Annotated in this window: 23 protein-coding genes and 3 pseudogenes; 18 read left to right on the top strand and 8 right to left on the bottom strand. The window is 60.5% G+C overall.

Going from position 1 to position 21,769, the window contains the following annotated elements; translation table 11 throughout:
- The 3 genes and pseudogenes from EN749_RS10140 to EN749_RS10130 all read left to right on the top strand — a co-directional run.
- Positions 1-404 (top strand): annotated as a pseudogene (locus EN749_RS10140) (nitrogen fixation protein FixI); the annotation flags it as partial.
- On the top strand, positions 401-571 hold the full coding sequence (gene ccoS / locus EN749_RS10135; protein ID WP_127809169.1) for a cbb3-type cytochrome oxidase assembly protein CcoS: 171 nt from the start codon (positions 401-403) through the stop codon (positions 569-571). The pseudogene EN749_RS10140 and the gene ccoS, both read left to right, overlap by 4 nt.
- A 65-nt stretch (positions 572-636) precedes the next feature.
- Positions 637-1,335 carry a CBS domain-containing protein gene (locus EN749_RS10130; RefSeq protein ID WP_128363051.1) on the top strand — a complete coding sequence of 233 codons (699 nt, stop codon included), beginning with the start codon at positions 637-639 and terminating at the stop codon, positions 1,333-1,335.
- 236 nt (positions 1,336-1,571) lie between these two features.
- On the opposite strand, the gene EN749_RS37645 is transcribed toward EN749_RS10130, so the two are convergent.
- On the bottom strand, positions 1,572-1,727 hold the full coding sequence (locus EN749_RS37645; RefSeq protein ID WP_189367444.1) for a hypothetical protein: 156 nt from the start codon (positions 1,725-1,727) through the stop codon (positions 1,572-1,574).
- Positions 1,728-1,869: 142 nt separating this feature from the next.
- Here EN749_RS37645 and nirK point away from each other — a divergent pair, with 142 nt between their 5' ends.
- Together nirK and EN749_RS10120 are read left to right on the top strand one after the other, a co-directional pair.
- Positions 1,870-2,976 carry a copper-containing nitrite reductase gene (gene nirK, locus EN749_RS10125; RefSeq protein WP_128363050.1) on the top strand — a complete coding sequence of 369 codons (1,107 nt, stop codon included), beginning with the start codon at positions 1,870-1,872 and terminating at the stop codon, positions 2,974-2,976.
- A gap of 52 nt (positions 2,977-3,028) precedes the next feature.
- The gene (locus EN749_RS10120) at positions 3,029-3,898 is read left to right on the top strand and encodes an SUMF1/EgtB/PvdO family nonheme iron enzyme (protein ID WP_128363049.1); all 870 of its coding nucleotides are present in this window, start codon (positions 3,029-3,031) and stop codon (positions 3,896-3,898) included.
- Between the two features lie 66 nt (positions 3,899-3,964).
- Here the strand turns inward: EN749_RS10120 and EN749_RS10115 are convergent, their stop codons facing one another.
- Both EN749_RS10115 and EN749_RS10110 read right to left on the bottom strand, forming a co-directional pair.
- A complete protein-coding gene (locus EN749_RS10115; protein WP_128363048.1) occupies positions 3,965-5,140 on the bottom strand; it encodes an NnrS family protein in 1,176 nt (391 codons plus the stop codon).
- A gap of 103 nt (positions 5,141-5,243) precedes the next feature.
- Entirely contained in the window at positions 5,244-5,681 is a 438-nt protein-coding gene (locus EN749_RS10110) for a pseudoazurin (RefSeq protein WP_128363047.1), read from the bottom strand.
- A 151-nt stretch (positions 5,682-5,832) separates the two neighbouring features.
- Here EN749_RS10110 and EN749_RS10105 point away from each other — a divergent pair, with 151 nt between their 5' ends.
- Complete coding sequence (locus tag EN749_RS10105) at positions 5,833-6,534, top strand: Crp/Fnr family transcriptional regulator (RefSeq protein WP_128363046.1); 702 nt, start codon at positions 5,833-5,835, stop codon at positions 6,532-6,534.
- Positions 6,535-6,536: 2 nt separating this feature from the next.
- On the opposite strand, the gene EN749_RS10100 is transcribed toward EN749_RS10105, so the two are convergent.
- Entirely contained in the window at positions 6,537-6,752 is a 216-nt protein-coding gene (locus EN749_RS10100) for a DUF1858 domain-containing protein (protein WP_013525381.1), read from the bottom strand.
- 148 nt (positions 6,753-6,900) lie between these two features.
- Between EN749_RS10100 and EN749_RS10095 the strand changes: the two genes are divergently transcribed.
- Positions 6,901-7,599, top strand: coding sequence for a CBS domain-containing protein (locus tag EN749_RS10095; RefSeq protein WP_128363045.1), 699 nt, complete (start codon positions 6,901-6,903; stop codon positions 7,597-7,599).
- Positions 7,600-7,657: 58 nt separating this feature from the next.
- Here the strand turns inward: EN749_RS10095 and EN749_RS10090 are convergent, their stop codons facing one another.
- Positions 7,658-7,927 (bottom strand): DUF6455 family protein, encoded by a 270-nt coding sequence (locus EN749_RS10090; protein ID WP_128363044.1) that lies wholly within the window; start codon positions 7,925-7,927, stop codon positions 7,658-7,660.
- 159 nt (positions 7,928-8,086) lie between these two features.
- Positions 8,087-8,899: a universal stress protein gene (locus EN749_RS10085; RefSeq protein ID WP_189367447.1), complete on the bottom strand. Its 813-nt coding sequence runs from the start codon at positions 8,897-8,899 to the stop codon at positions 8,087-8,089.
- Between the two features lie 185 nt (positions 8,900-9,084).
- Here EN749_RS10085 and EN749_RS10080 point away from each other — a divergent pair, with 185 nt between their 5' ends.
- From EN749_RS10080 to adh, 10 genes are all read left to right on the top strand, one after another.
- The gene (locus tag EN749_RS10080) at positions 9,085-10,641 is read left to right on the top strand and encodes a PAS domain S-box protein (protein ID WP_128363042.1); all 1,557 of its coding nucleotides are present in this window, start codon (positions 9,085-9,087) and stop codon (positions 10,639-10,641) included.
- Positions 10,628-11,242, top strand: a complete 615-nt coding sequence (gene fixJ, locus EN749_RS10075; RefSeq protein WP_128363041.1) for a response regulator FixJ — start codon at positions 10,628-10,630, stop codon at positions 11,240-11,242. Before EN749_RS10080 ends, fixJ begins: the two co-directional genes overlap by 14 nt.
- Positions 11,243-11,388: 146 nt before the next feature.
- Positions 11,389-11,619: a hypothetical protein gene (locus tag EN749_RS37640; protein WP_164873785.1), complete on the top strand. Its 231-nt coding sequence runs from the start codon at positions 11,389-11,391 to the stop codon at positions 11,617-11,619.
- 16 nt (positions 11,620-11,635) lie between these two features.
- Positions 11,636-12,082 carry a pyridoxamine 5'-phosphate oxidase family protein gene (locus tag EN749_RS10065; protein WP_127397235.1) on the top strand — a complete coding sequence of 149 codons (447 nt, stop codon included), beginning with the start codon at positions 11,636-11,638 and terminating at the stop codon, positions 12,080-12,082.
- Positions 12,083-12,225: 143 nt separating this feature from the next.
- The gene (trxC, locus tag EN749_RS10060) at positions 12,226-12,675 is read left to right on the top strand and encodes a thioredoxin TrxC (protein ID WP_127397237.1); all 450 of its coding nucleotides are present in this window, start codon (positions 12,226-12,228) and stop codon (positions 12,673-12,675) included.
- Between the two features lie 12 nt (positions 12,676-12,687).
- Positions 12,688-13,947 carry an MgtC/SapB family protein gene (locus tag EN749_RS10055; protein ID WP_127397236.1) on the top strand — a complete coding sequence of 420 codons (1,260 nt, stop codon included), beginning with the start codon at positions 12,688-12,690 and terminating at the stop codon, positions 13,945-13,947.
- 83 nt (positions 13,948-14,030) lie between these two features.
- A complete protein-coding gene (locus tag EN749_RS37635) occupies positions 14,031-14,186 on the top strand; it encodes a hypothetical protein (protein WP_164873688.1) in 156 nt (51 codons plus the stop codon).
- A gap of 152 nt (positions 14,187-14,338) precedes the next feature.
- Positions 14,339-14,986 carry a helix-turn-helix domain-containing protein gene (locus EN749_RS10050; RefSeq protein ID WP_127809156.1) on the top strand — a complete coding sequence of 216 codons (648 nt, stop codon included), beginning with the start codon at positions 14,339-14,341 and terminating at the stop codon, positions 14,984-14,986.
- A gap of 156 nt (positions 14,987-15,142) precedes the next feature.
- Complete coding sequence (locus EN749_RS10045; RefSeq protein ID WP_127396076.1) at positions 15,143-16,111, top strand: helix-turn-helix domain-containing protein; 969 nt, start codon at positions 15,143-15,145, stop codon at positions 16,109-16,111.
- A gap of 141 nt (positions 16,112-16,252) precedes the next feature.
- Positions 16,253-17,770, top strand: coding sequence for an aldehyde dehydrogenase (gene adh / locus EN749_RS10040; RefSeq protein ID WP_128363040.1), 1,518 nt, complete (start codon positions 16,253-16,255; stop codon positions 17,768-17,770).
- A 365-nt stretch (positions 17,771-18,135) separates the two neighbouring features.
- On the opposite strand, the pseudogene EN749_RS38720 reads toward adh, so the two are convergent.
- Together EN749_RS38720 and EN749_RS38715 are read right to left on the bottom strand one after the other, a co-directional pair.
- Positions 18,136-18,675: pseudogene (locus tag EN749_RS38720) on the bottom strand (integrase); the annotation flags it as partial.
- A 12-nt stretch (positions 18,676-18,687) separates the two neighbouring features.
- A complete protein-coding gene (locus EN749_RS38715; protein WP_245482647.1) occupies positions 18,688-19,452 on the bottom strand; it encodes an Arm DNA-binding domain-containing protein in 765 nt (254 codons plus the stop codon).
- Positions 19,453-20,191: 739 nt separating this feature from the next.
- Here EN749_RS38715 and EN749_RS38710 point away from each other — a divergent pair.
- Positions 20,192-21,769 (top strand): annotated as a pseudogene (locus tag EN749_RS38710) (hypothetical protein); the annotation flags it as partial.

Raw genomic sequence — 21,769 nt, 5'->3', positions numbered from 1 at the left:
AGGTTCTGATGGTCGGCGACGGGCTCAACGACACGCCGGCGCTGAGCGCTGCGCATGTCTCGATTGCGCCCGCCACAGCCGCCGACATTGGCCGCAATGCAGCCGACTTCGTTTTTCTGCGCGAAAGCCTCCTGGCAGTGCCTCTCGCGCTGGACGTTTCGCGCCAGGCAGGACGCTTGATCCGGCAGAACATCGTCATCGCGATCGTCTACAATGCGGTCGCGGTACCGATCGCCATCCTCGGACACGTTACGCCTTTGATAGCGGCGATCGCCATGTCCGCCTCGTCACTGCTTGTCATTGGCAATGCGCTGCGGCTGCGCTCGTCAGAGCCAATTTCACCGGACAGGAATATTCGCCGCGAAAGACTATCCAACGCCAACGAACTGGTCGGATCGTCATGACCACTCTCACCTACCTCATACCCGTCGCGCTTTTCCTTGGCGCACTCGGCCTGTCCGGCTTCCTGTGGGCGTTGAGAAGCGGCCAGTACGAGGATCTCGACGGCGCGGCGGAGCGCATTCTCATCGAACGCGACGACGGCGCGGAGAATGCCCCTCGTTCCAAGTGACTCAGATCAAGGCGCCGCGTGTTGCGATATCCTATCATCATCTGACAAATAATCAGGAAGTGAGCATGCAAGCCGAAGCCATAATGACAAAGCCAGTCATCACGACGGATGCGAACGCGACGATCGCCGAAGCCGTCGAGCTCATGCTCTCAAACAAAATAAGCTGCCTCCCGGTAACGGGCAGCGACGGTGCCCTTGTTGGCATTGTAAGCAAAAGCGACTTCTTGCGCCGGGAGGAACTTGGGACGCAGCGGACGCGTCCTCGCTGGCTGGAGTTTGACCTTGGCCCTGGCACAATCGCCGATGGTTATGCGCGATCGAACGGACGGATTGTCCATCAGGTCATGGTTACAAACGTCATTTCGGCTTCTCCAGGCGCCTCGATTACTGATATTGTAAACTTGATGATGCAACACCGCATCAACAATATGCCGATTGTCGATCGCGAAAGGGTCGTCGGAATCATCACGCGAACTGATTTGCTGCGCGTCCTGATCCGCACCATGTCGAAACAGGGCCCCACGCCACCCGATGACGACCTGATCCGCAAGGCTATACTTGCCGAGCTGAAGGGACAATCGTGGAGCGATGGTGACTTGATTGATGTGAGGGTCAGCGACGGAGTTGTCGAACTGACAGGGGCGATTGTCGACGAGCGTCAACGGAAGGCAGCGATCGTTGCGGCGGAGAACGTTGCCGGGCTTGGGCAAGTCAAGGACAGCCTCTTGCTTACAAAATCGCTCTCGGTCACGATGGTTTCGTAGCTGCGAAAAAGCGGGGACTCAAAGCAGAGTCCATTGGGTTCTCCTTTCCTCCCAGATCTTTGAGATGAGGCCGTCGGCAACTTTCCTTCGGCATATTGCGCTCGTCATGCTTGGCGTGCCCATCCGCGCCGAATGCGTCCTCTGTGATAACGTCCCGCCTGTCTCAAAAAAGCTGATCTGACCGACCTCTCCTCGTTGGACGACCAACTTTCTTGGTGCACTTGGCCTGGGTGGGTTTATTTGAGCCCTGAAAGAGTGACCGGCACGAAGATCGCGACGGGGCCGCCGCACGAATTGCGATCGATTTGAGAACAAAAGCGACCGCTGATCTTCAAAAAGCCACCGGTGACTTTGCAGGCTTGCAGAAAAGCTGCGACACGAAACTGCTGCATCTCAATTCTCGCGCAATCGCCGCATTTCAAGGGCTGTTGTTTCTGCGATTAACGTCTACCAATTTGCGCCAGCGCAAAGAAACGCTGCGTCAAGTCAGATAGCTTCTACTCATCTGCAACGGTAGAAAGACAGGAGACTGACATGATCACGCGACGCGAAGCCCTCTTTGGAGCAGCACTTGGCGCTGCCGCCGTTGCGGCACTGCCCGCATTGTCGGCCACGGTTACAAAGGCAGAGATTAGCGGGCTACCTCGCGAGAAGATCACGCTCGTGGCACCGCCTTTCGTGCATCCGCATGATCAGGTCGCCAAGGGTGGGCCCAAGATTGTCGAGTTCACCATGACGATCGAGGAAAAGCCTGTCGTCATCGACGCCGACGGCACGACGCTCAATGCGATGACCTACAACGGCTCGATTCCAGGCCCGCTGATGGTCGTGCATCAGGATGACTACCTCGAACTGACGCTCATCAACCCCGATACCAACTCACTCGCCCACAACATCGACTTCCACGCCGCGACGGGCGCTCTGGGCGGCGGCGGTCTCACGTTGATCAATCCCGGCGAACAGGTGACCTTGCGCTTCAAGGCAACGCGAACGGGAACGTTCGTCTATCACTGCGCACCTGGTGGCGCGATGATCCCTTGGCATGTCGTCTCCGGCATGAGCGGCGCAATCATGGTGCTGCCGCGCGATGGGCTCAGAAACGACAAGGGCGAACCGGTAAAGTACGACAAGATCTTCTACATCGGCGAGAACGACTTCTATATTCCGCGCGACGATAAGGGCAACTTCAAGAACTACGAATCGGTCGGCGACGGCTACGATGACATCGTCAAGGTCATGCGCGGGCTGATCCCGACGCATGTCGTGTTCAACGGCAAGGTCGGTTCCCTGACCGGCGACAACGCCATGAAAGCGAAAGTCGGCGAGACCGTGTTGATCGTCCATTCACAGGCCAACCGCGATACCCGACCGCATCTGATCGGCGGTCACGGCGATTATGTCTGGGAACAGGGCAAATTCGCCAACCCGCCGGCCAAGGACCTGGAAACCTGGTTCATCCGCGGCGGCTCGGCGGGCTCGGCGCTCTATACGTTCCTGCAGCCGGGTGTCTACGCCTACGTCAATCACAATCTGATTGAGGCTGTGGAACTCGGAGCGACCGCTCACTTCATGATCGAAGGCGAGTGGGATGACGACCTGATGACGCAGGTCGAGGCGCCCAAACCCATAGCCACCAACTGACGGCACTCCAATTTACCCGGCCAGCGTCGCTTGCCGGGCATGGACAAAAGCCATGTCTCTTTTCATCCTGAAGGTTCTGCCGGTCGCCCTGGCAGCCGCTGCTGTTCCGGTAGGGCTCGCGCTGCAGGCGGTCTTCGGGGATCGACAACCCCACCCCGTCGCTATGACGGTTGTCTTGCTTTCCGGTTCGATCACCTATCCGACTCCGGGCGAGTTCCTGAAAGAGGGACGCCCGCAAGGCAATCCCCGCCTCGAGCGGCAACTCGACAGACCTCTCGAAATCATGGCCTACCAGGTTGGTGCGGCCGACTATGCGGACTGCGTGTCGGCTGGCGCCTGTCAGCCGGCACAGGAGACGCGCGCGATCCCGAGCAATGCTCCCGTCACCGGGGTAAGCTATCTCGATGCGAATGCCTACGCCCGGTGGTATTCGCAAGTGACCGGCGACCAATGGCGGCTGCCATCCGACGAAGAGTGGGCCTTTGCCGCTGCGGAGCGGTTCGCAGGCGAATTCGAGGGTGTCGAAAACGAAGCCAGCAACCCCGCCAGACGATGGCTCACCAGCTACAAGGCCGAGGTGGACCTCAATCGCAAACCGGACCCGATGCCGAGGAGCCGTGGCTCGTTTGGTTTCAATTCCCTGGGCCTCGCCGACTTTTCCGGCAACGTCTGGGAGTGGACTTCGACCTGCTATGTCCGCACCACGTTGGCTGCGGATGGAAGCGATGTTGCGAGTTCGGTCGATAATTGCGGCGTCCACGTCCTTGAAGGGCTTCACCGAGCCTACATGTCGAACTTCGTCAGTGACGGGAAAAGCGGAGGCTGTGCCGTTGGCACTCCTCCCGACAATCTGGGATTCAGATTGGTCCGGGACCATTCGGGATGGGCAAGCCGGATTCTTGGCTGGCTTGGCATCGCCTGAAAAGCAGGGATAGCGGGGCCACGTTTTCTCGATCGTCGCGAGTTCACCCGCCGCCCTTCCCTCGCCTCACCGTGCCTTGGGTGTCGTCAACGCGGTTCCGTGGATCAGGACGAAGCCGGCGAATGCCACCACCCATGCGGCGCCGGCCATATCGATCACCGCGGCTGAGGGGACGAAGGCGGCCAGGATTCTCAACGATCCCGCGAGCAGGACGGCCACGAAGATAAAGGAGGTGCCTCTTCCAGCCTTGAGTTCTCGTCCGGTGTGCCCGAGCGTTGCGCGGGTCATCACGGCAAGCGTCATAGCACCGACCGCACCCGTTCCGAGCGCGTGGAGCCCTGCAGCGGCCGGCACGGCGGCAGGAAGGAGGATCGAAGCCGAGACAAGGGCAAGGCCGACCGGCACGAAGGCATATGCAAGGTGGAGGATGAGCACGAGCGGATCCCGCGATGTGCGTTCGCCAGCCCAGCGCGACAGACGCCAAGCCTGGCAGATTGCGGCGACGGCCATAAGCATTCCCGAGGCGCGGTTGTCGGGGGCGAACGTCCATGCTCCCAGCGCGAGAGCTGAGATGGCTATCGATGCGATGTCGAAACGGTCAAACGGCGCAGGCAGCTTGCCAGGATTTTCCCGGGCGAGCCAGTTGCGTGTGAAGCTCGGAATGATACGCCCACCGATCAGCGAGATGAGTACGATCGCCGCAGCCATACCGAGCCTGCGGCCGATGTCGGATGTGCCTTGAAGGTGGGCCTCGAAATGGAACATGCCGTTGGCGCCCGCCAGGACGGCAAGCGGCAGCAGCACCTTGAGATTGCGCCAGTTGCGTCCCGCGACGATTTCGCGTGCCGCCGCGGCAGCGACCGCAAGCAGAAAGGAGACATCGATCACGGCGGCTGCTTCCCAGCCGATATCCGCCGAGACGAAGACCGCGGCACGGCCGGCAAGCCACAGGACCACCAGCGCCAGCAGCGGCAGGCCTTGCACGGGCAGCCGGCCGGTCCAGTTCGGGATGGCGGTCAGCAGGAACCCGGTAACGATCGCCGGCAGATAGCCGAACAGCATCTCGTGAATGTGCCAGTCGACGGCAACGAACGCACTGTGGGCATCGAGTTCGCCGGCGTACATCGGCAGCCAAAGCAGAATGGAGAGCGCGGCATACAGCGACCCGAGGAAGAAGAAGGGCCTGAATCCGTAGGAAAGGAATGCGGGTCCTGTGTAGGCTCGTAGGCGTGGAATCCCCATGATCTGCGTCTCCAAAATGAACAGGGCCGGATGAACCGCCGCCCTCGGTCCGTCCGGCCCTCGCCTGCCCTTCATGCGGCAGGCATGGCTGTATCGATTGCCGTCAGTTGGCCGGGATTTGGCTGAACAGGTCGGCGAACACCGTCTTTGCCTTCCCCGCATGTTTGACCGTCTTGGCTGCGTCGAGGTTGACCGGCTTGCCGACAACGATCAGGGCGACCATGCCCATACCGTAGTGAGGCGCACATTTGACGCCATACACCCCCTCCTCGGTCAGTGTGACGGTGATCTCCTCGTTGGGCTTTCCCTTGAAGGCTTCGGCGCCGTCCGGAAGCATACCCTTGATCGACTCCGCGTCATGGCTCTTGTCGGTCGGCACGAACTTGACGGTGTCGCCAGGAGCTGCCTTGACGAAGGCCGGCTGGAAAACCATGGCGCCCTTTTCGCCCTTGTTGAGCATCTGCACCACATGCTCTTCGGCGCTTGCGCCGCCGGCGAGCGCGAGGAGGGAGATTGCGGCAGCGAGAATGGAGAGTTTCATCGATTTGTCCTTTGTTTCGTCTTCGCGGCATCGCGCCGTTCCATGCCATTTAGCCCGATGCGGCTGGGATCAATTTGCGCTGGCGCAAACTCAGGATAAGAAAGGTCTTCCGCACGACTGATGCGGAACCGTAGGGCCGTGAGGAATCCGCTTGGCTGCGCTGGACCGATCGCTGATTTCGCGACTGCCCCTCTTTCAGGGTCTGACGCCCGACGAGCAGAGCGAGATCCTGCGAGACGCGCGGTCGTCTCGCTATGCCAAGGAGACTGCGATCTTCGAGCAGGAAGCCGAGGCTCATTCCTTCTTCGTGCTGATCGCCGGGCACATCCGTGTGGTTCGCACCACGCCGGACGGACAACAGGTCATCGCAAGATACATCAGCGAAGGCGAGATATTTGGCGTGGCCGCGGCACTTGGCCGGACGACCTATCCCGCCAGCGCAATCGCAGCGGTGGACTGCGTGGTGCTGGCCTGGCCAAACGCTCTGTGGCCGGACCTGGCGGGACGCTTCCCTGTGTTTGGGGCGGCCACCTACAGGACGGTTGGAAGCAGGCTGCAGGAGACGCAGACGAGGGTTGTGGAGATGTCCACCGAGCAGGTGGAGCAGCGGGTTGCGCATGCGCTGCTGCGACTGGCAAACCAGACCGGCCGAAAGACCGACAGCGGCATCGAAATCGATTTCCCGATTTCCAGGCAGGACATTGCCGAGATGACGGGAACGACGCTGCACACCGTCAGCCGGCTGCTGAGCCGGTGGGAAGACGATGGAATAATTGTCAGCGGACGCCAGAAAGTCACGGTCAAGGATGCGCATCGCCTTGTGGTTCTGGCCGAGAACCGGGACAAGCGCTGATCTCATTCTCTGCGGCGGACAGTCGCTTCCAAGTCGGCGATAAAACGGCTTTCATCGACGTGGTGCTCAAGGCACGCTTCAGCCACTGTATGGAATGTGCCGATCGGGCAGCCGACGCAGAGCATCTTATATCTCAGCACCACAGCCACCGTTGCCGGCCATTTCCTCATGATTTCGTCAACGACCATGTCGGGGTCGATCGAACTGGGTTGCTTCACGATGAAGTCTCCGCGATTTGCGAAGCCTCTTCATAAATCGCGTTCAGACCGCTCTCGTTGCGCTTTCGCAATCTGAAAATGATTCAGATCAAGACACGGCGTGCGCGATCTCGATAAGCAACGGGATAAAGTATCTGAGGAGGTTGGCATGCAAGCCAAAGCCATAATGACCACACCGGTCGTTGCAATACATCCGTCTGCGTCGATCGTCGAAGCAGCCGGATTGATGCTCTCCAGCAAGATCAGCGGGCTTCCCGTCATTCGCAGCGACGGCGCGCTGGTGGGCATTATCAGCGAGGGTGATTTCCTACGCCGCGCAGAGTTGGGCACTCAGCGCAAGCGCCCACGCTGGCTGGAGTTTCTTGTCAGCCCGGGAAGAGTTGCCGAAGAATATGTCCTGGCCAACGGACGGCGGGTCGAGGACGTGATGACCGACAGCGTTGTCACTGCATCCCCCAATGCATCGCTTGCCGAGGTCGTCGAGTTGATGACGCATCACTGCATCAAACGCATCCCGATCGTCGACGGCGACAAAGTTGTCGGAATGATTGCCCGCTCCGATCTTCTTCGTGCGCTGCTTCACACGCAGCCAGCCTCGACCCCAACGGCCATTGACGACGAAGGGATACGCCGGAGCATCGTCGCGGAGCTTGCAGCGCAGAAGTGGGCTGGAAATGATCTGATCAATGTCAGTGTCGACAAAGGGATCGTAAAACTGAGCGGCGCCATCTTCGACGAACGCGAGCGCCGGGCAGCCATCGTCGCGGCCGAAAACGTCGCCGGCGTCAAAGGCGTTGAGGACAATCTATTTTGCGCCGAGCCGTTGTCCGTCATCCTGGTCTCGTAGCCAAGGGCTACCCCCCACCATTTTCCCAAGGCGAACTGCGTGCGTAGCCGCTCGACGACTAACGCTGGCCGGCCGCATGCTGCAGCCGTGCGATCAGGTCGCGGTTGCGGCAATAATCTGGCGAAGCATCGGTTTGCTCGTGTTGATCGAGCCAAGTCGAGCATTCGTCCTGATGGCCGCAGGATCGGCAGCGGTTGACCGCCCGATCGGTGACGGCTGCATGGTCCGCCACCACTTTCAACTGCCTGTCGACACCAAGCTTGCGCATCATGCGACCCATCAACGCGGCCCTGGCGTCGACTGAAATCAGATAATCGAGAAAGCTCATCTTGGTCACTCCTGCCTTTTGAGAATCATAGCCATGCAGGCGGCCAACGACTTGATCTCGGTCAACAGACGGAGCCGTTGCCAGGCCAAGGCGGCGAAGGGGGTAGATTGAAGTTCCTGAACCCACCGCCGCGCACTCGGCTGCTGGGACGTCGACCCATCAATACGACATGAAGCGGTTGATGCCGCTTTCCTCAATCAGCGAGCGCGTGACCCCGCCGAACGCCCATTCCCGCAGACGGCTGTGCCCATAGGCACCCGAGACGATCAGGTCCGCATGGATCGACCGCGCAAATATCAGCAACTGATCGCCGTCAGCCTCGCCGGCAATCAGTTCGGTTCGTGCCATGATGCCGTGATGTTCCAGAAAAACCGCGATATCGGCGAGACTGTCGCGGATGCTCTCGTCGCGGTCCGTATCGATTGTGGCAACGACGACTTCGTTGGCCTTGGCCAGAAGGGGCAACGCATCTGCTATCGCCCGCCGTGCTTCCCTCGTGTCTTTCCAGGCAACCAGCACGGTTTTCGCCATGACTTGTTCGACATTGCTCGCAGCGACCAGGACCGGCCGGCCAATACCAAGTACCAGGCTGCCGACGTCCATTGCACGAAAGACATTTTCCCCTTTCTCGCTGCCGGTGACAATAAGATCGGCGGATCGAGCCGAAATGCTCAGGAAGCGGGTTGGACTGCAAACAGCTTGCCCCCATTCGCTAAAGATCGAAGCAGGAACCAGCCTCTCGAATTCGGCTCGCAGTTCGGCAAGCCGCTTTTCGATTTCGGTGTGCTGGATCTGCATGATCTCGCCTTCGTAGACCATACCGTCGCCAGTCGCGACCAAGGGCGGAACATCCGCAGCCGCCAGACCGATGAGACGGGCGCCAAACCGTTCCGCGAGCTCGATCCCCACCTTTACAACAGGTGCGGAAGGCGCATCGATGGCGAGGTTGACGATGATTGACTTGTAAGACATTGCGGGCGCCTTTCGCGGAACGATGGAATGCGGGATGAATTGCATTCGACAGCGTCCAATGCCTTGATGCGCATCAAAGGCCGGCAATTGCATCTGCGTTCGAAAACCTCGGCTCGATCCGTTTTGCGTGTGCGGCGAGAAGTGATAGTTAGCCCCGGTAGCACCGTCGAACCCAGGAACTTCAGGTGATCAAAGACGAAGCACTCAGTTTGTCGCCCGGCGGGACGACACTGAAATCATTGTTGTCTCAAATGTTCGATCAGGCTCCAGGCTTTATAGCGCTGCTGCGCGAGCCAGGTCACATTTTCGAGCTGACCAATGCCGCCTACCAGCGATTGACTGGCCACAGGCAAGTGATTGGAAAGTCAGTGCGGGACGCCTTTCCCGAGCTCGAAGGGAATGGGTTTTTCGAACATCTGGACTATGTGTACACGACCGGCGAGCCCTACATTGGCCACGGGGTGAAGGTTGGCCTTCGCAACATAGCCGACGGCCCGGTCGAAGAGCGCATCCTTGATTTTGTCTATCAGCCAGTCAGGGCTGACGATGGCCGTATCACCGCGATCTTCATTGAAGGTACTGATGTCAGCGAACTCTCCTTTGCAAACGCAGCACTTCGGCTGCGTGAGGACCATTTGCGGTCGATCCTTGCAACAGTGCCGGACGCGATGGTCGTCATCGACGAGCAGGGTGGGATTCAGTCCTTCAGCACCGCTGCCGAAACGCTGTTTGGCTACCAGTCAGGCGAAGTCATTGGTCAAAACGTGAAAATGCTGATGCCCTCGCCCTACCGCGACGAGCATGACGCCTATCTCCTTCGCTACCTAACAACGGGAGAGCGCCGGATCATCGGGCTCGGCCGCACCGTGACCGGGGCACGCAAGGATGGCACGACTTTCCCGATGGAGCTTTCCGTTGGCGAGATGCATCCGGGGACCGGACGTTTTTTTACCGGCTTCTGCCGCGACTTGACGGAACGCCACCGCGCAGAAGCAAGAATCCAGGAGCAGCAGCAGGAGCTGCTGCACATGGCGCGGTTCACCGCACTCGGCGAGATGGCCTCGACGCTTGCTCATGAGATCAACCAGCCGCTCACCGCCATCACGAATTACCTCAAAGGCAGTCGTCGGCTGCTTGAGAAGAGCCGCGACGAGAATGCGCCCATGCTTCGGGATGCCGTGGAAAAGGCAGCTGAGCAGGCCTTGCGGGCAGGCGACGTGATCCGTCACCTGAGGGATTTTGTAGCCAGGGGCGAAAGCGAGCGCCAAGTCGAACGACTGCCAATGCTGATCGAGGAAGCCGCATCCCTAGCCTTGGTTGGTGCAAGAGAGATAAATCTCCTCGTCAGCTACAAGCTTGACCCAGTCGCCGAACTGGTCTTGACCGACCGCATCCAGATTCAGCAGGTTTTGCTCAACCTGATGCGCAATGCGGTGGAGGCTATGCAGGACTCGCCGCGCCGCGAATTGAAAGTCACAACAATTGCCCGGGATGATGGGATGGCCGAGGTAAGCGTGATCGATACCGGCCCGGGTCTCGCGCCGGAAGTCTCGGCTCAACTCTTCCAGCCGTTTGTAACCACCAAGAAGCAAGGCATGGGTGTCGGTCTCTCTATTTGCCGCACCATCGTGGAATCGCACGGTGGTCACATATGGGCCGAGGCGATGCCGAGCGGCGGGACCGCCTTCCGATTCACCTTGCGCATTGTGGAGAAGGAAGAGGTCACAAATGGCCGGCAGTGATCTGGTGCACGTGGTTGACGACGACATGGACGTGCGCAAGTCGCTCGGTTTTCTTCTGGCGACCGCAGATTTTGCAGTACGCCTGCACGAATCGGCCACAGCTTTTCTCTCGACGGCAAAGGTCGACCTCGACGGCTGCATCGTCACCGACGTGCGCATGCCGGGAATAGACGGCATCGAGTTCCTGCGCCAACTCAGAATGCGCTCCCATAAGCTCCCGGTGATCGTCATGACGGGCCACGCGGATGTGGCTCTGGCCGTTCAGGCAATGAAGGAAGGCGCTTCCGATTTCATTGAAAAACCGTTCGACGACCAGGTCTTGATCGACGCGATCCGCTCCGCGTTGGCCAACCGCAACCAGGCGAATGCAACGCATCCGCAATCCGTTGAAATCCACGGGCGCCTGGCCTCACTTTCGGAGCGGGAGCGCCAGGTTCTGGATGGGCTCGTGTCGGGTCTGCCGAATAAGACGATCGCCTATGACCTGGGTATCAGTCCGCGCACCGTCGAGATTCATCGTGCCAATGTCATGAGCAAGATGGCCGCGGGCAGCCTGTCGCATCTCGTGCGCATGGCGTTGATCGTGGAATCCAAACCCTAGCAAGCGTCCCCGAGAGACTTGCCGTCGTCTGTCGGCACTGTCTTCGACAGCCAGTGCCGCCAATGGGTCGGGCGGATATCGACGCGCACGCCAGTCCCTGCGTGCTTCCAACCCTGCCGGCCTTTTATACAGGGAAATACGAGCGCATGTTCGCCGTCCTCGTCGAAGACGGCGAGTTCGAGTTCGCGACCAAACGGAGCGCTGAGGATCGGCTTCCACATCTCCCCATGATTGGGGGAAGCGGCAAGCAGCGCCTTGATTTAAATCATTTTCCGAAATTGCCGCTTATGCCGCAGCGGGCGAGCGGCAAGCCTGCCTTGATCGCGATCAATGACATCCCCGGCGGCTGGGCCAACAGTCTGTGGGACGATCAATAGACTCAGGAGATCACACATGCTGATCCGCACATTATCCGCTCTGGAATGCACGAAATTGCTGACCGCCAATCGTGTCGGTCATCTGGCATGCGCGAAGGATGGGCAGCCCTACGTGGTGCCGGTGCACTATGCGCACGCCGACAATCATCTCTACGCGTTTTCCATGCCCGGCAAGAAGATCGACTGGATGCGTGCCAATCCGCTGGTGTCCGTCCAGGTCGACGAACACGGTGAAGGACGGGGATGGAGAAGTGTTGTTGTCGACGGGCGGTTTGAGGAACTGCCGGACCGGATCGGCCACAAGCTCGAGCGCGACCATGCATGGTCGGTGTTGAGCAAGCATTCTGATTGGTGGGAGCCCGGTGCCCTCAAGCCGGTGGTGCCTCCGGTTGCGGAAAGCACGCCGCACGTGTTCTTCCGGATCCTGATCACGCAGGTGTCAGGTCGGAAGGCAAGCGAGTGAACTCTTCCACTCGCTCGGTTTCGCAAAGCACGGACCTCCAGCAGGCTGAGCTGTCCTAACCGTGTTGCCTGTCGCGCCAAGATTGGAGGTGCGAGGCACTTGGCGAGGGAGATCCCCGCGCAGATAAGATGTTATCAATGGCCATGGCGCAGGAAAACCTGGTGGTTTGCAGCACGTGCGGCGGGGTTAACCGACTGCCGCCGGGGCGCAATGCCGGGGGCGCGAAATGCGGAAAGTGCGGGAAACGGCTGTTCTCAGGTCACCCTGAAGACGTCAACGGTCGGGTTTTCGATCACCAGATCACGCGTAGCAGCATCCCCGTTGTCGTCGATATCTGGGCACCATGGTGCGGCCCGTGCAAGATGATGGCGCCGGCATATGAGGCGGCAACGAACGAACTGGAGCCGGATGTTCGCCTGATTAAGCTCAATTCCGACAATGAGCAGGCCGTTTCAGCCAGGCTCGGCATCCGCAGCATCCCGACCATGATCCTCTTCCATGGCGGACGTGAGGTCGCGCGCACATCCGGCGCCATGACAGCGGGGCAGATCGTCAGATGGGTTCGCGACCACCTGCCGATGGCCACCGCCTGAAAGTAGCAAACCATGGATTCGCTGATCGCACGGCTCGGACTTGCACTGGCAATAGGCCTGCTCGTCGGATTGGAGCGCGGCTGGCGGGAGCGCGATGCGCCGGATCGCAGCCGGACGGCCGGAATTCGAACTTTCGGCATATCCGGCCTGCTCGGTGGCATTCTCGCGGCACTGGCCGAGGCGCTCGGCGCGGTTTCCGTGCTGGTAGGTGGCCTCGTCGCCTTCGCCGCAATCTTTGCCTGGTACAAGGCGCGTGAGGCTGCCCATGACAAGGATTTCAGCGTTACGGGAGTCATAGCGGCCCTTGGCGTGTTCGCACTCGGCGCGCTTGCGGTCGCTGGTGACTTCCGGGCCGCTTCTGCCGGAGGAGCAGCATTGGCCGCGGTCCTTGCCAGTCGCGAAATCCTGCACGGCCTCTTGAAGAGCCTGACCTGGATCGAGCTTCGTTCGGCGCTGATCCTGGCGGTGATGACCGCAATCGTTTTACCCCTGCTGCCAAACCGGACGCTCGACCCGTGGGGTGGCTTCAACCCGTGGGAGGTCTGGTTCCTCACGGTGCTGATGGCGTCGATATCGTTCGCTGGCTATGTCGCCATTCGCGTACTTGGGACCACGCGTGGGTTGCTCGTCAGCTCGCTCACCGGCGCCATCGTCTCTTCAACCGCCGTAACCGTGGCGCTGGCCCGCAACGCCGCGCCGGCAAGCAATCCATCGCCGCTTGCAGGCGCAGCTTCGCTGGCGGCGATGGTTTCGTTGCTACGCGTCTGCGCCGTGGTTCTGATCATCGAGCCGAGCGTGTTCGTTTCGGTCGGCATTCCGGCGATCGCCGCAGCACTCTCCTTTGCTGTTTTCGGAGCATTGCTCATGGCCCGGGATAGCGGAGACCGCGAGGGCGGGGCGATCGCGCGCAATCCATTCGAACTAGGCCCGTTGCTGCTCTTCGCTGTGCTCTTTGCGATTGTCGCGACCTCGAGCGCCGCGTTGGCTGCTCAATTCGGCGAACGCGGCTTGCTCGCGAGCTCGGCGCTCGCAGGCACATTCGATGTCGATGTTTCGGTGCTCAGTGCTTTGCGCCTGGTCAAGCATTCGGTCCCTGTCGAGACAGTGGGCCAGGCGGTGCTCGCGGCGCTGGCAGCAAACGCGGTCGGCCGCCTGTCGCTGGCAGTATTTGCCGGCCCGGTCAGGTTCTGGTTGCCGCTGGCCGGCGCAACCCTGATCGCCGCGACCGCCGGTGCTTGCGCGATGCTGCTGCTGCCGAGCCCGAGCCTCTGAGACAGACCCTCGTGCCTTCTTCGATGCCAATCCAAGGCCAAGTCCTGCCGGCGCTTTATGACACTCCATCAAAGGAGTTCGCCATGGCAGATCTGAAGGATATTACCCCGAAATTCCGCAATGTCCGGCTGTTGCTTGCTCGCGAGAAAGACCACCCGGAAGGTAACCGCAAAGAGGGCTATGACGCGCCCGCTCCATTGACCGGCGACGGCCGAATCGACGCAGACAAGTGGAAATAGCAGAGGGCGTAACCGGGCGCGCACCTTCGCGATCAACGCTCCAGTGCCACCTGGGGCGGGCATCTAGGTAGTTTCCCGTAGGGACATAACCGAATTTCGCGACCCGCGGATTCGCGCGATTGCTGTGTCACGGATCAACCGGGAAAACAGCCATGCACGCCTACACCGCCTCCAGAATTTCGCTGCCGTCACGGACTGCCCAGCCCAACCTGCCGGAGGCTTTCGAGCCCGCACTGCTGCAACCACTCAGCTTCTATCCCGCAGGCGCGGAAATCTACGCCCAGGGCGAGAAGGCCGGAGCCTTCTACCAGGTGGAGTTCGGCGCCGTCCGCGTCTACCGCCTGCTTGCTGACGGGCGCCGGCAGATCAGTGCCTTTCACCTCGCCGGAGAGACGTTCGGCTTCGAGGCCGACACGACGCACCATTTCTTTGCTGAGGCGATCAATTCCACCGGGGTCCGCGTCTTCCGCCTGACGGCTGGAGCGGATATGTCCCATCAGTTGCTGCCCCTGGCGCTCAAGGGGTTGACCAGAGCGCAGGAACACCTTCTGGTGCTCGGTCGCCAGAGCGCCATAGAACGCGTCGCCGCGTTCCTCGTCGACATAGCGGAGCGCCAGGGCGGATTGCGGCAGGTGGAACTACCAATGTCGCGCATGGACATCGGCGATTATCTCGGCCTCACCATCGAGACGGTATCGCGGATCTTCACCCGGCTGAAGGACAAGGGCGTCATACGCCTGCTCAGCCTGCGCAGCATCGAAATCGTCAGGCATGATGCGCTTCATGCGATGAGCGAATGAGCTGCGCTCCGACTCCTGGATGGTTCTAGCACTTCAGACCAATTGACAGCGGGGCACCAAGAGCAAGATAGCAGCGCGGAGGACAATATTTTTTGCCGCTGGAAGACTGAGGAAACAGCGGGCAAGTCTATCGGCGTTCAGGCTTCGGGAGGAAGGATGGACCGGCACATGGCCACATTGCATGCGGACCGTGTTCAAGCATCGATCGCATCGGATGCCGCTGCAAAATCGGCGCTGGTCGCTTCGTGGCGGCGCTCGGCCTCGTTGCACAGGCTTGATCCTGCAGGCCAGAAGTCACCCCGGCGGTTGACGGACATCGAATTGAGCGTCGCCCGGCAGAAGGTCGAGGCTCTGCTCGCTGCCGCCCAGTCCAGTCTCGACAGGCTCTATCTTGCCGTCGGCGGTGTCGGCTGCTGCGTGTTGCTGGCTGATCGCGATGGTGTCCCGGTCGATCGCCGTGGCGCACCGGTCGACGACGAGACCTTTCATTCCTGGGGCCTGTGGACCGGCTCGGTGTGGAGTGAACACAGCGAGGGCACCAACGGCATCGGAACGTGCCTGGTTGAGCAGCGCGCACTCACTATCCACCGTGATCAGCATTTCTTCACTCGCAACACGCTGCTCAGTTGCACCACGGCACCAGTCTACGATCATTTAGGCAACCTTTGCGCCGCGCTCGACGTGTCGTCCTGCCGGGCCGACCTGACAGAGGGCTTCGTCAATCTCATCGCCATGGCTGTCAATGAGGCCGCCCGACGTATCGAAGCCAACAATTTCCGTATGGCGTTTCCGAAAGCGCGCATCCTGCTGGCACCGGTCGCCGACAGGAGCACGGGCGCGTTGGTGGCGGTCGATGCCGACGACCTTGTGGTCGGGGCGACCCGCGCAGCGCGGCTGGCGCTTGGCATCACGCAGGATTGCCTGGCCAAGCCATTGCCCGCCGCCGACCTCCTGGGCGACGCGCCGGCGGCATCGGAAGACTTGACGGAAGCCGAGCGTTCCGCCATCCAGCGCGCGCTTGCCCGGTCAGAAGGCAACGTTTCCGCAGCCGCGCAAAACCTCGGCATCTCTCGCGCCACACTGCATCGCAAACTCGCCCGGTTCGGCATCCGCCGCCCACATTGATGTTCGCGCCCCGACCTGTCGCAGTTTTGCGACAGGTCGGCCTGGTCCGGCGCCCGGACGGGGCTGACATTGCGGCATCCATCCCGCAACGCTTTCAACCGGAACGTCCGCATCCAGCGGCGTCGCCTTCGGGAGGAAGACATGAACAAGGTAGAATTTTCGCGCGCGGTCAAGGTCCCCTTTGCCAAGCGCTATGGCAACTTCATCGGCGGCAAATGGGCCGAGCCTCGCGCCGGCCGGTACTTTGACAATCATTCGCCGGTGAACGGCCAGCTGTTGTGCGAGGTCGCTCGTTCCGACGCGGCCGATGTCGAAGCCGCGCTCGATGCCGCGCATGCCGCCAAAGACGCCTGGGGCCGCACCAGCGTTGCCGAACGTGCGCTGATCCTCAACCGCATCGCCGACCGCATGGAGGACAATGTGGACCTCCTCGCCCTCGCCGAGACTTGGGACAATGGCAAGCCGATCCGCGAAACGACCGCCGCTGACGTGCCGCTCGCCGTCGATCATTTCCGCTATTTCGCCGGCGCACTGCGCAGCCAGGAGGGCAGCCTCTCCCAGATCGACGACGACACCGTTGCCTATCACTTTCACGAGCCTCTTGGCGTGGTTGGCCAGATCATTCCCTGGAACTTCCCGCTGCTGATGGCGTGCTGGAAGCTGGCGCCCGCGATTGCCGCCGGCAACTGCGTCGTGCTGAAGCCGGCCGAGCAGACGCCGGCCTCGATCCTGCTCTGGGCCGATCTGATCGGCGATCTTCTGCCGCCAGGGGTCTTGAACATCGTCAACGGCTTCGGCCTTGAAGCCGGCAAGCCGCTGGCGTCGTCACCGCGCATCGCCAAGATTGCCTTCACTGGTGAGACGAGTACCGGCCGGCTGATCATGCAATATGCCGGCCAGAACCTTATTCCGGTAACCCTCGAACTCGGCGGCAAGTCACCCAACATCTTCTTCCAGGATGTGCTCGCGGAAGATGACGACTTCTTCGACAAGGCGGTCGAGGGTTTCGTCATGTTCGCGTTCAACCAGGGTGAGGTCTGCACCTGCCCGAGCCGTGCACTGATCCACGAGTCGATCTATGACCGCTTCATGGAGACGGCGCTGAAGCGCGTGCAGGCGATTGTGCAGGGTGATCCGCTCGATCCGGCCACCATGCTCGGCGCGCAGGCGTCCTCGGAGCAGCTCGATAAGATCCTGAGCTACTTCGACATCGGCCGTCAGGAAGGCGCCGAGGTGCTGACCGGCGGCGGCCGCGCCGAACTTCCGGGCGACCTTGCCGGCGGCTATTACGTCCAGCCGACCGTGTTCAAGGGCCACAACAAGATGCGCGTGTTCCAGGAGGAAATCTTTGGACCGGTGGTCTCGGTCACCACCTTCAAGGATGACGAAGAGGCGCTGTTGATCGCCAACGACACCCTCTACGGCCTCGGCGCCGGCATCTGGAGCCGCGACGCAAATCGCTGCTACCGCTTCGGCCGCGCCATCCAGGCGGGCCGCGTCTGGACCAACTGCTATCATGCCTATCCGGCGCACGCCGCGTTCGGCGGTTACAAGCAGTCCGGCATTGGCCGCGAGACCCACAAGATGATGCTCGACCACTATCAGCAGACCAAGAATATGCTGGTCAGCTACAGCCCGAAGAAACTCGGCTTCTTCTGATCACTCCGGCGGCGCCGTCACAGCAGCGAGGTCCGTCTGGACCGCGCTGCTGTGCAGGTCTTCTTTAGCGTTGTGCCGGACGGTCGCAGGTCTAGGAGGCCTCTCGGCCACCCCATCGCAAAAACGGAGATGGAAGAGAAGGAGAACTTTCGTGTGCAGTTATTGTACACGGGCTCTTATAACTATTTGATTTCGTTTATTTGTATGCCCCTACCATCATTGCGACGAGTCGTGGTTTTCAACCTCGTGAGGCCGATCCCGACTTGCCGTCACGCTTGCTTACGATAGCAAAAGAGCGCCCCCTCAATAGTGGGTCTTGCGATGTAGCGCTCTCCCCTCGAACCCCCGACACGTATGAAGCTAAATTAGTCCTTTCTGCTCAGCAGATCAGAAAGTATTCGCCGGCTCGGAAGTGCGGGCCAGGCACATGCACGATCCGTCGTTTCTCTTCGTATCGAACGGCCAGCTTCGAGCATTCGGCGTGAGATGGCCTCTTGCTGCTGGCGCAGATGGTCGCTCAGCAACTTGTTGCGTGTGATGTAGCCTGCGTTAACGCCCGGGATCGAGTGGTTCATCAGAAGATGCACATCAAGCTCCGCAATGCCCGCGGTTTGCGCGATCGTGCGGAAAGTCTGCCGCAGGTCATTCCCCCATTTCGACAGATCGCTGCGTTTCTCTTTATGCTCGATGATGTGACCGCTTTCGCTCTCGGCCGGGAACAGCCAGTCACGCGATTGCTTGGCGTAGAGCGCCCGGCCAATACGCATCACTCGAACCAGGCAGCGGACCATGGCGTTCGAAAGCGGTATGTCGAAGGCCTTGACCTCGCCACCCTTCGGCCTGGGTATGTGCAGGACACGCGCGCGAAAATCGACATGCTCGACCCTCGCCTTCCTGATCGCCTCAGGGCGATGGCCTCACAGCAGCATGAACAGATGGAGTTCTCGACGAACTGGATTCTTCAAGGCCGCGAGCTGGGTGAACCATTCTTTGAGATCCGAAAGCCCGAGCGCGGTGTCGCGCCGATGTTCGGCGTTCCAGTCTATGGCTGAGACCGGGTTGTCCGCAGGCAGCGTGCGGGCAGCCTTACGAGCATGATTGTAGACGGCGCGCAGCGTTCGCATGCACCCATTGGCAATGTAGGCGCCGTTCTCCTTGGTGAGCTTTCCGTGCCGCACAGTCACGAGGGAAGGATCGTTGCCCAGCTTGGAAAGGGGTTCGTCAAGCCAATCGGCCAGTAGTCGCTCGATGTGATCACGATAGTTGTTGATCGTCCCATCGCTTCGGCCTTTGTTCTTCATATGCCCGTCGCGATAGCGCTCCCAGGCAATGCGAAGCGTGGGGTTCGCAATCGAAGGCAAATCAGCCGCTGCAGCTTCGCCGTCCCGCTTGCGCGTCGACGCGCGAGGGTCCACGCCGTTGGCGATCTTGCCGAGAATGTCCTTGGCCTTCGCCCGCGCCGCGCGCGTTGTGAGTTCTCCAACTTCGGCTACCTTCATCCGGACGGAAAGACGCTTGCCCGCCTTCATTCGATCACCCTGGACGACGAATGTTTTCTTCCGTTTGCCCACGAGCACCATGAAGCCCTGCAGGTCGGTGTCCCGAGCAAAATATTGGCCCGAAGACGCCTGCTGGAGGCTTGCAACGGCGCGGTCGGTAAGGGGGAGTCGAAGGTCTGTCATGAGATTTAGTACGGCATTAGTACGGTGATTGCATCGGATTTGATTTGTCGGTTTGCCTACGCTATGATAGCCGCGCCGTACGAAAACCACAACAACTTGAATATGTTAGAACCGTCGAAATTGTACAACGACCGGCATTGGGAAACAACAGGAAAGGCCGTCTGACAAATTCCTAATCTGTAGGTCACAGGTTCGATTCCTGTCGGGATCACCACGCTTTCACCAGCTTAGCAACTGACGTCGTACTTTTCGCGAAACAGTGCAACGAATTCTAAGCTCGGCGGGAATGCATCGCCGAACAATCCAGCTTCGCTACGAAGAGCGGGCACTACAATGGCCCTTTTGTCTGGCCGAAGGCTGCCGGCAGGATCATTGCGAGGTGATGGTTGACCGTGGTGCGCTGTGACCTAGCTTAAAGTTCATGATGGACAGTCAAGAGCCGGGAAGTGGCGAATTGTCCGCACCGGCGAACTCTCGCGAGGTTGATATGCAGAGGCGCAAATCGGCGTCTCAGGGCCCCGCATGTGTCCTTGGTCGGCCATTGCCCGCCAACGAATATAAACCGCGGCGATCTATCAGCACGCGACCGGCGCCCCATCCGCAACAATTCGCAAGTACCAGAAGGATCCCGATGAAAGCGACGTTTCGAGGGCGGTAAGGCCTTGGCCAATACCAAGGCGGATGACCAGGCATCGCTTTACGAACTTGACGATACACCCCAGAACGCACGGGCACGGCAATGCCAAATTATCTTGCCGAAATGTATGCAAACGACGTAAATTTGACCATTCTGAGCGCGGTAGTGACGCTTGCATCGGTAGGCGCCTATCTTGTGCTCCGGCGTATCCTTGCCGCGGTGCGACGGAGCCGCCTTGCAGCGTTTGACGAAGGCAGATCCGGTATCGCCGACGAGGCTTCTTGGGAATGGGAAAGCCCGGCCGGACTTGTCGCCGGACCTGCTTCTTCCAAGGCTGCCAACCCCTTGCATGCGGTCGGCCTGGATGTTCGGGCTCAAAATACCAACTACTCTCGGTTCGGAGTGCGAATCGAGCATTTCGCCGCGACATCCGAACCCAGCGGGAGCTCGTTGGTGACCGGTGCTCCTGCACCGAACAGTGTGCAGTCTGGCCGGCTTGCAGCATCCATCAGCGCGATCGCGGAATATGGGAAGCGGATTTGCGGGTCGGCATGGGACCAATTGCGCCATAGAGCTTCACCGCCAAAAATTGCTCCGTTGGCCTATGCTGCGGATCGCGGTTTGAATTTCACAGCTCAGATGGGAGATCCCGACCCGGCCATGGCGCCTGCCTCAAACCCTGTCGTTCGCAGGCCGATCGTTCTTGTATCGCGTTTGGGTCTCGCCGCCATTTGTCTGGCCGCGCCGATTGGCTATGCGATGACGAGACAAATCTGGGTCGAAAGCGCTTCAGCCATCTCGCAAACCCAAGACCAGGCCCATCGAGACCTTTCGCGCCCGTTGAAACTTCAGGCGAGTGCCGAATTGCTTGGCCCGGATCTCACGGCTAACCAGGCGCAAGACGGGACGGATCGTGCTCAGTCTGCCGCTGCGAGACAATTGGCCGACCAGGAACACCGGGCGGCGGAAGGCGAGCGTGCCAGGAGCGCCGCTCTGCAGGGAGCGCTCCTCGAGGCGAGCAAGCAGATCCACACGCTGAGGGCAAGCATGGCAGCTGCCGATGACGCGCGCGAGGAGCGGTTGCGCAATGAACTCGCGGCGGCCCGCACTCTTGACGCGTTGCGGCGCATTGCGGGAGATGCCCGCACGATGCTGAGCGAGGCCACCAGCTATGTCCTTGAGGAGATGCCCGCTGCTCATCTCGAGCAGGAGCAGGCCCAAAGGCAGGCGCGCGATTTATCGCAAGCGCGCGTCCAAATTGAACAGCTTGAGACCCAGGCCGCCGAGGATCGCGCCACGGCCAAGGCTTCACTGGGGCAGGCGAGCGGCATGCTCGACGACGAACGCCGGAAGGCGGAGCTGCTTCGTGGCGATCTCGCCGAAGCGAAACTGGCCAATGCCGCACTCATGAAGCGTACGGCCGCGGCTGAGCAGGAACGGACCGACGCGGTCACAGCGAGACAACAAGTGGAGCGGACCGCAGCTGACACGGAGCGAACGCTCGCACAAGAACGCGCTGCAGCAGCAGCGGCCGTTGAGGAGCTGAAAGAAGCTCGCGTCGAGCGCCAGGCGGCTGAACTGGAGCGAGCCAAAGCAGTCTCAGCGAAAGAGCGTGCCGAGCAGGCCGCAACCGAGACGGCACAGGCTCTGGCACGGGAACGTACTACAGCCGTCATGAAT

The sequence above is a fragment of the Mesorhizobium sp. M7A.F.Ca.ET.027.02.1.1 genome (genome assembly GCF_004022985.1).
Taxonomy (GTDB): domain Bacteria; phylum Pseudomonadota; class Alphaproteobacteria; order Rhizobiales; family Rhizobiaceae; genus Mesorhizobium.
Note: the sequence above shows the minus strand (reverse complement) of the source record. Positions and strands in the feature narration are given on the sequence as shown.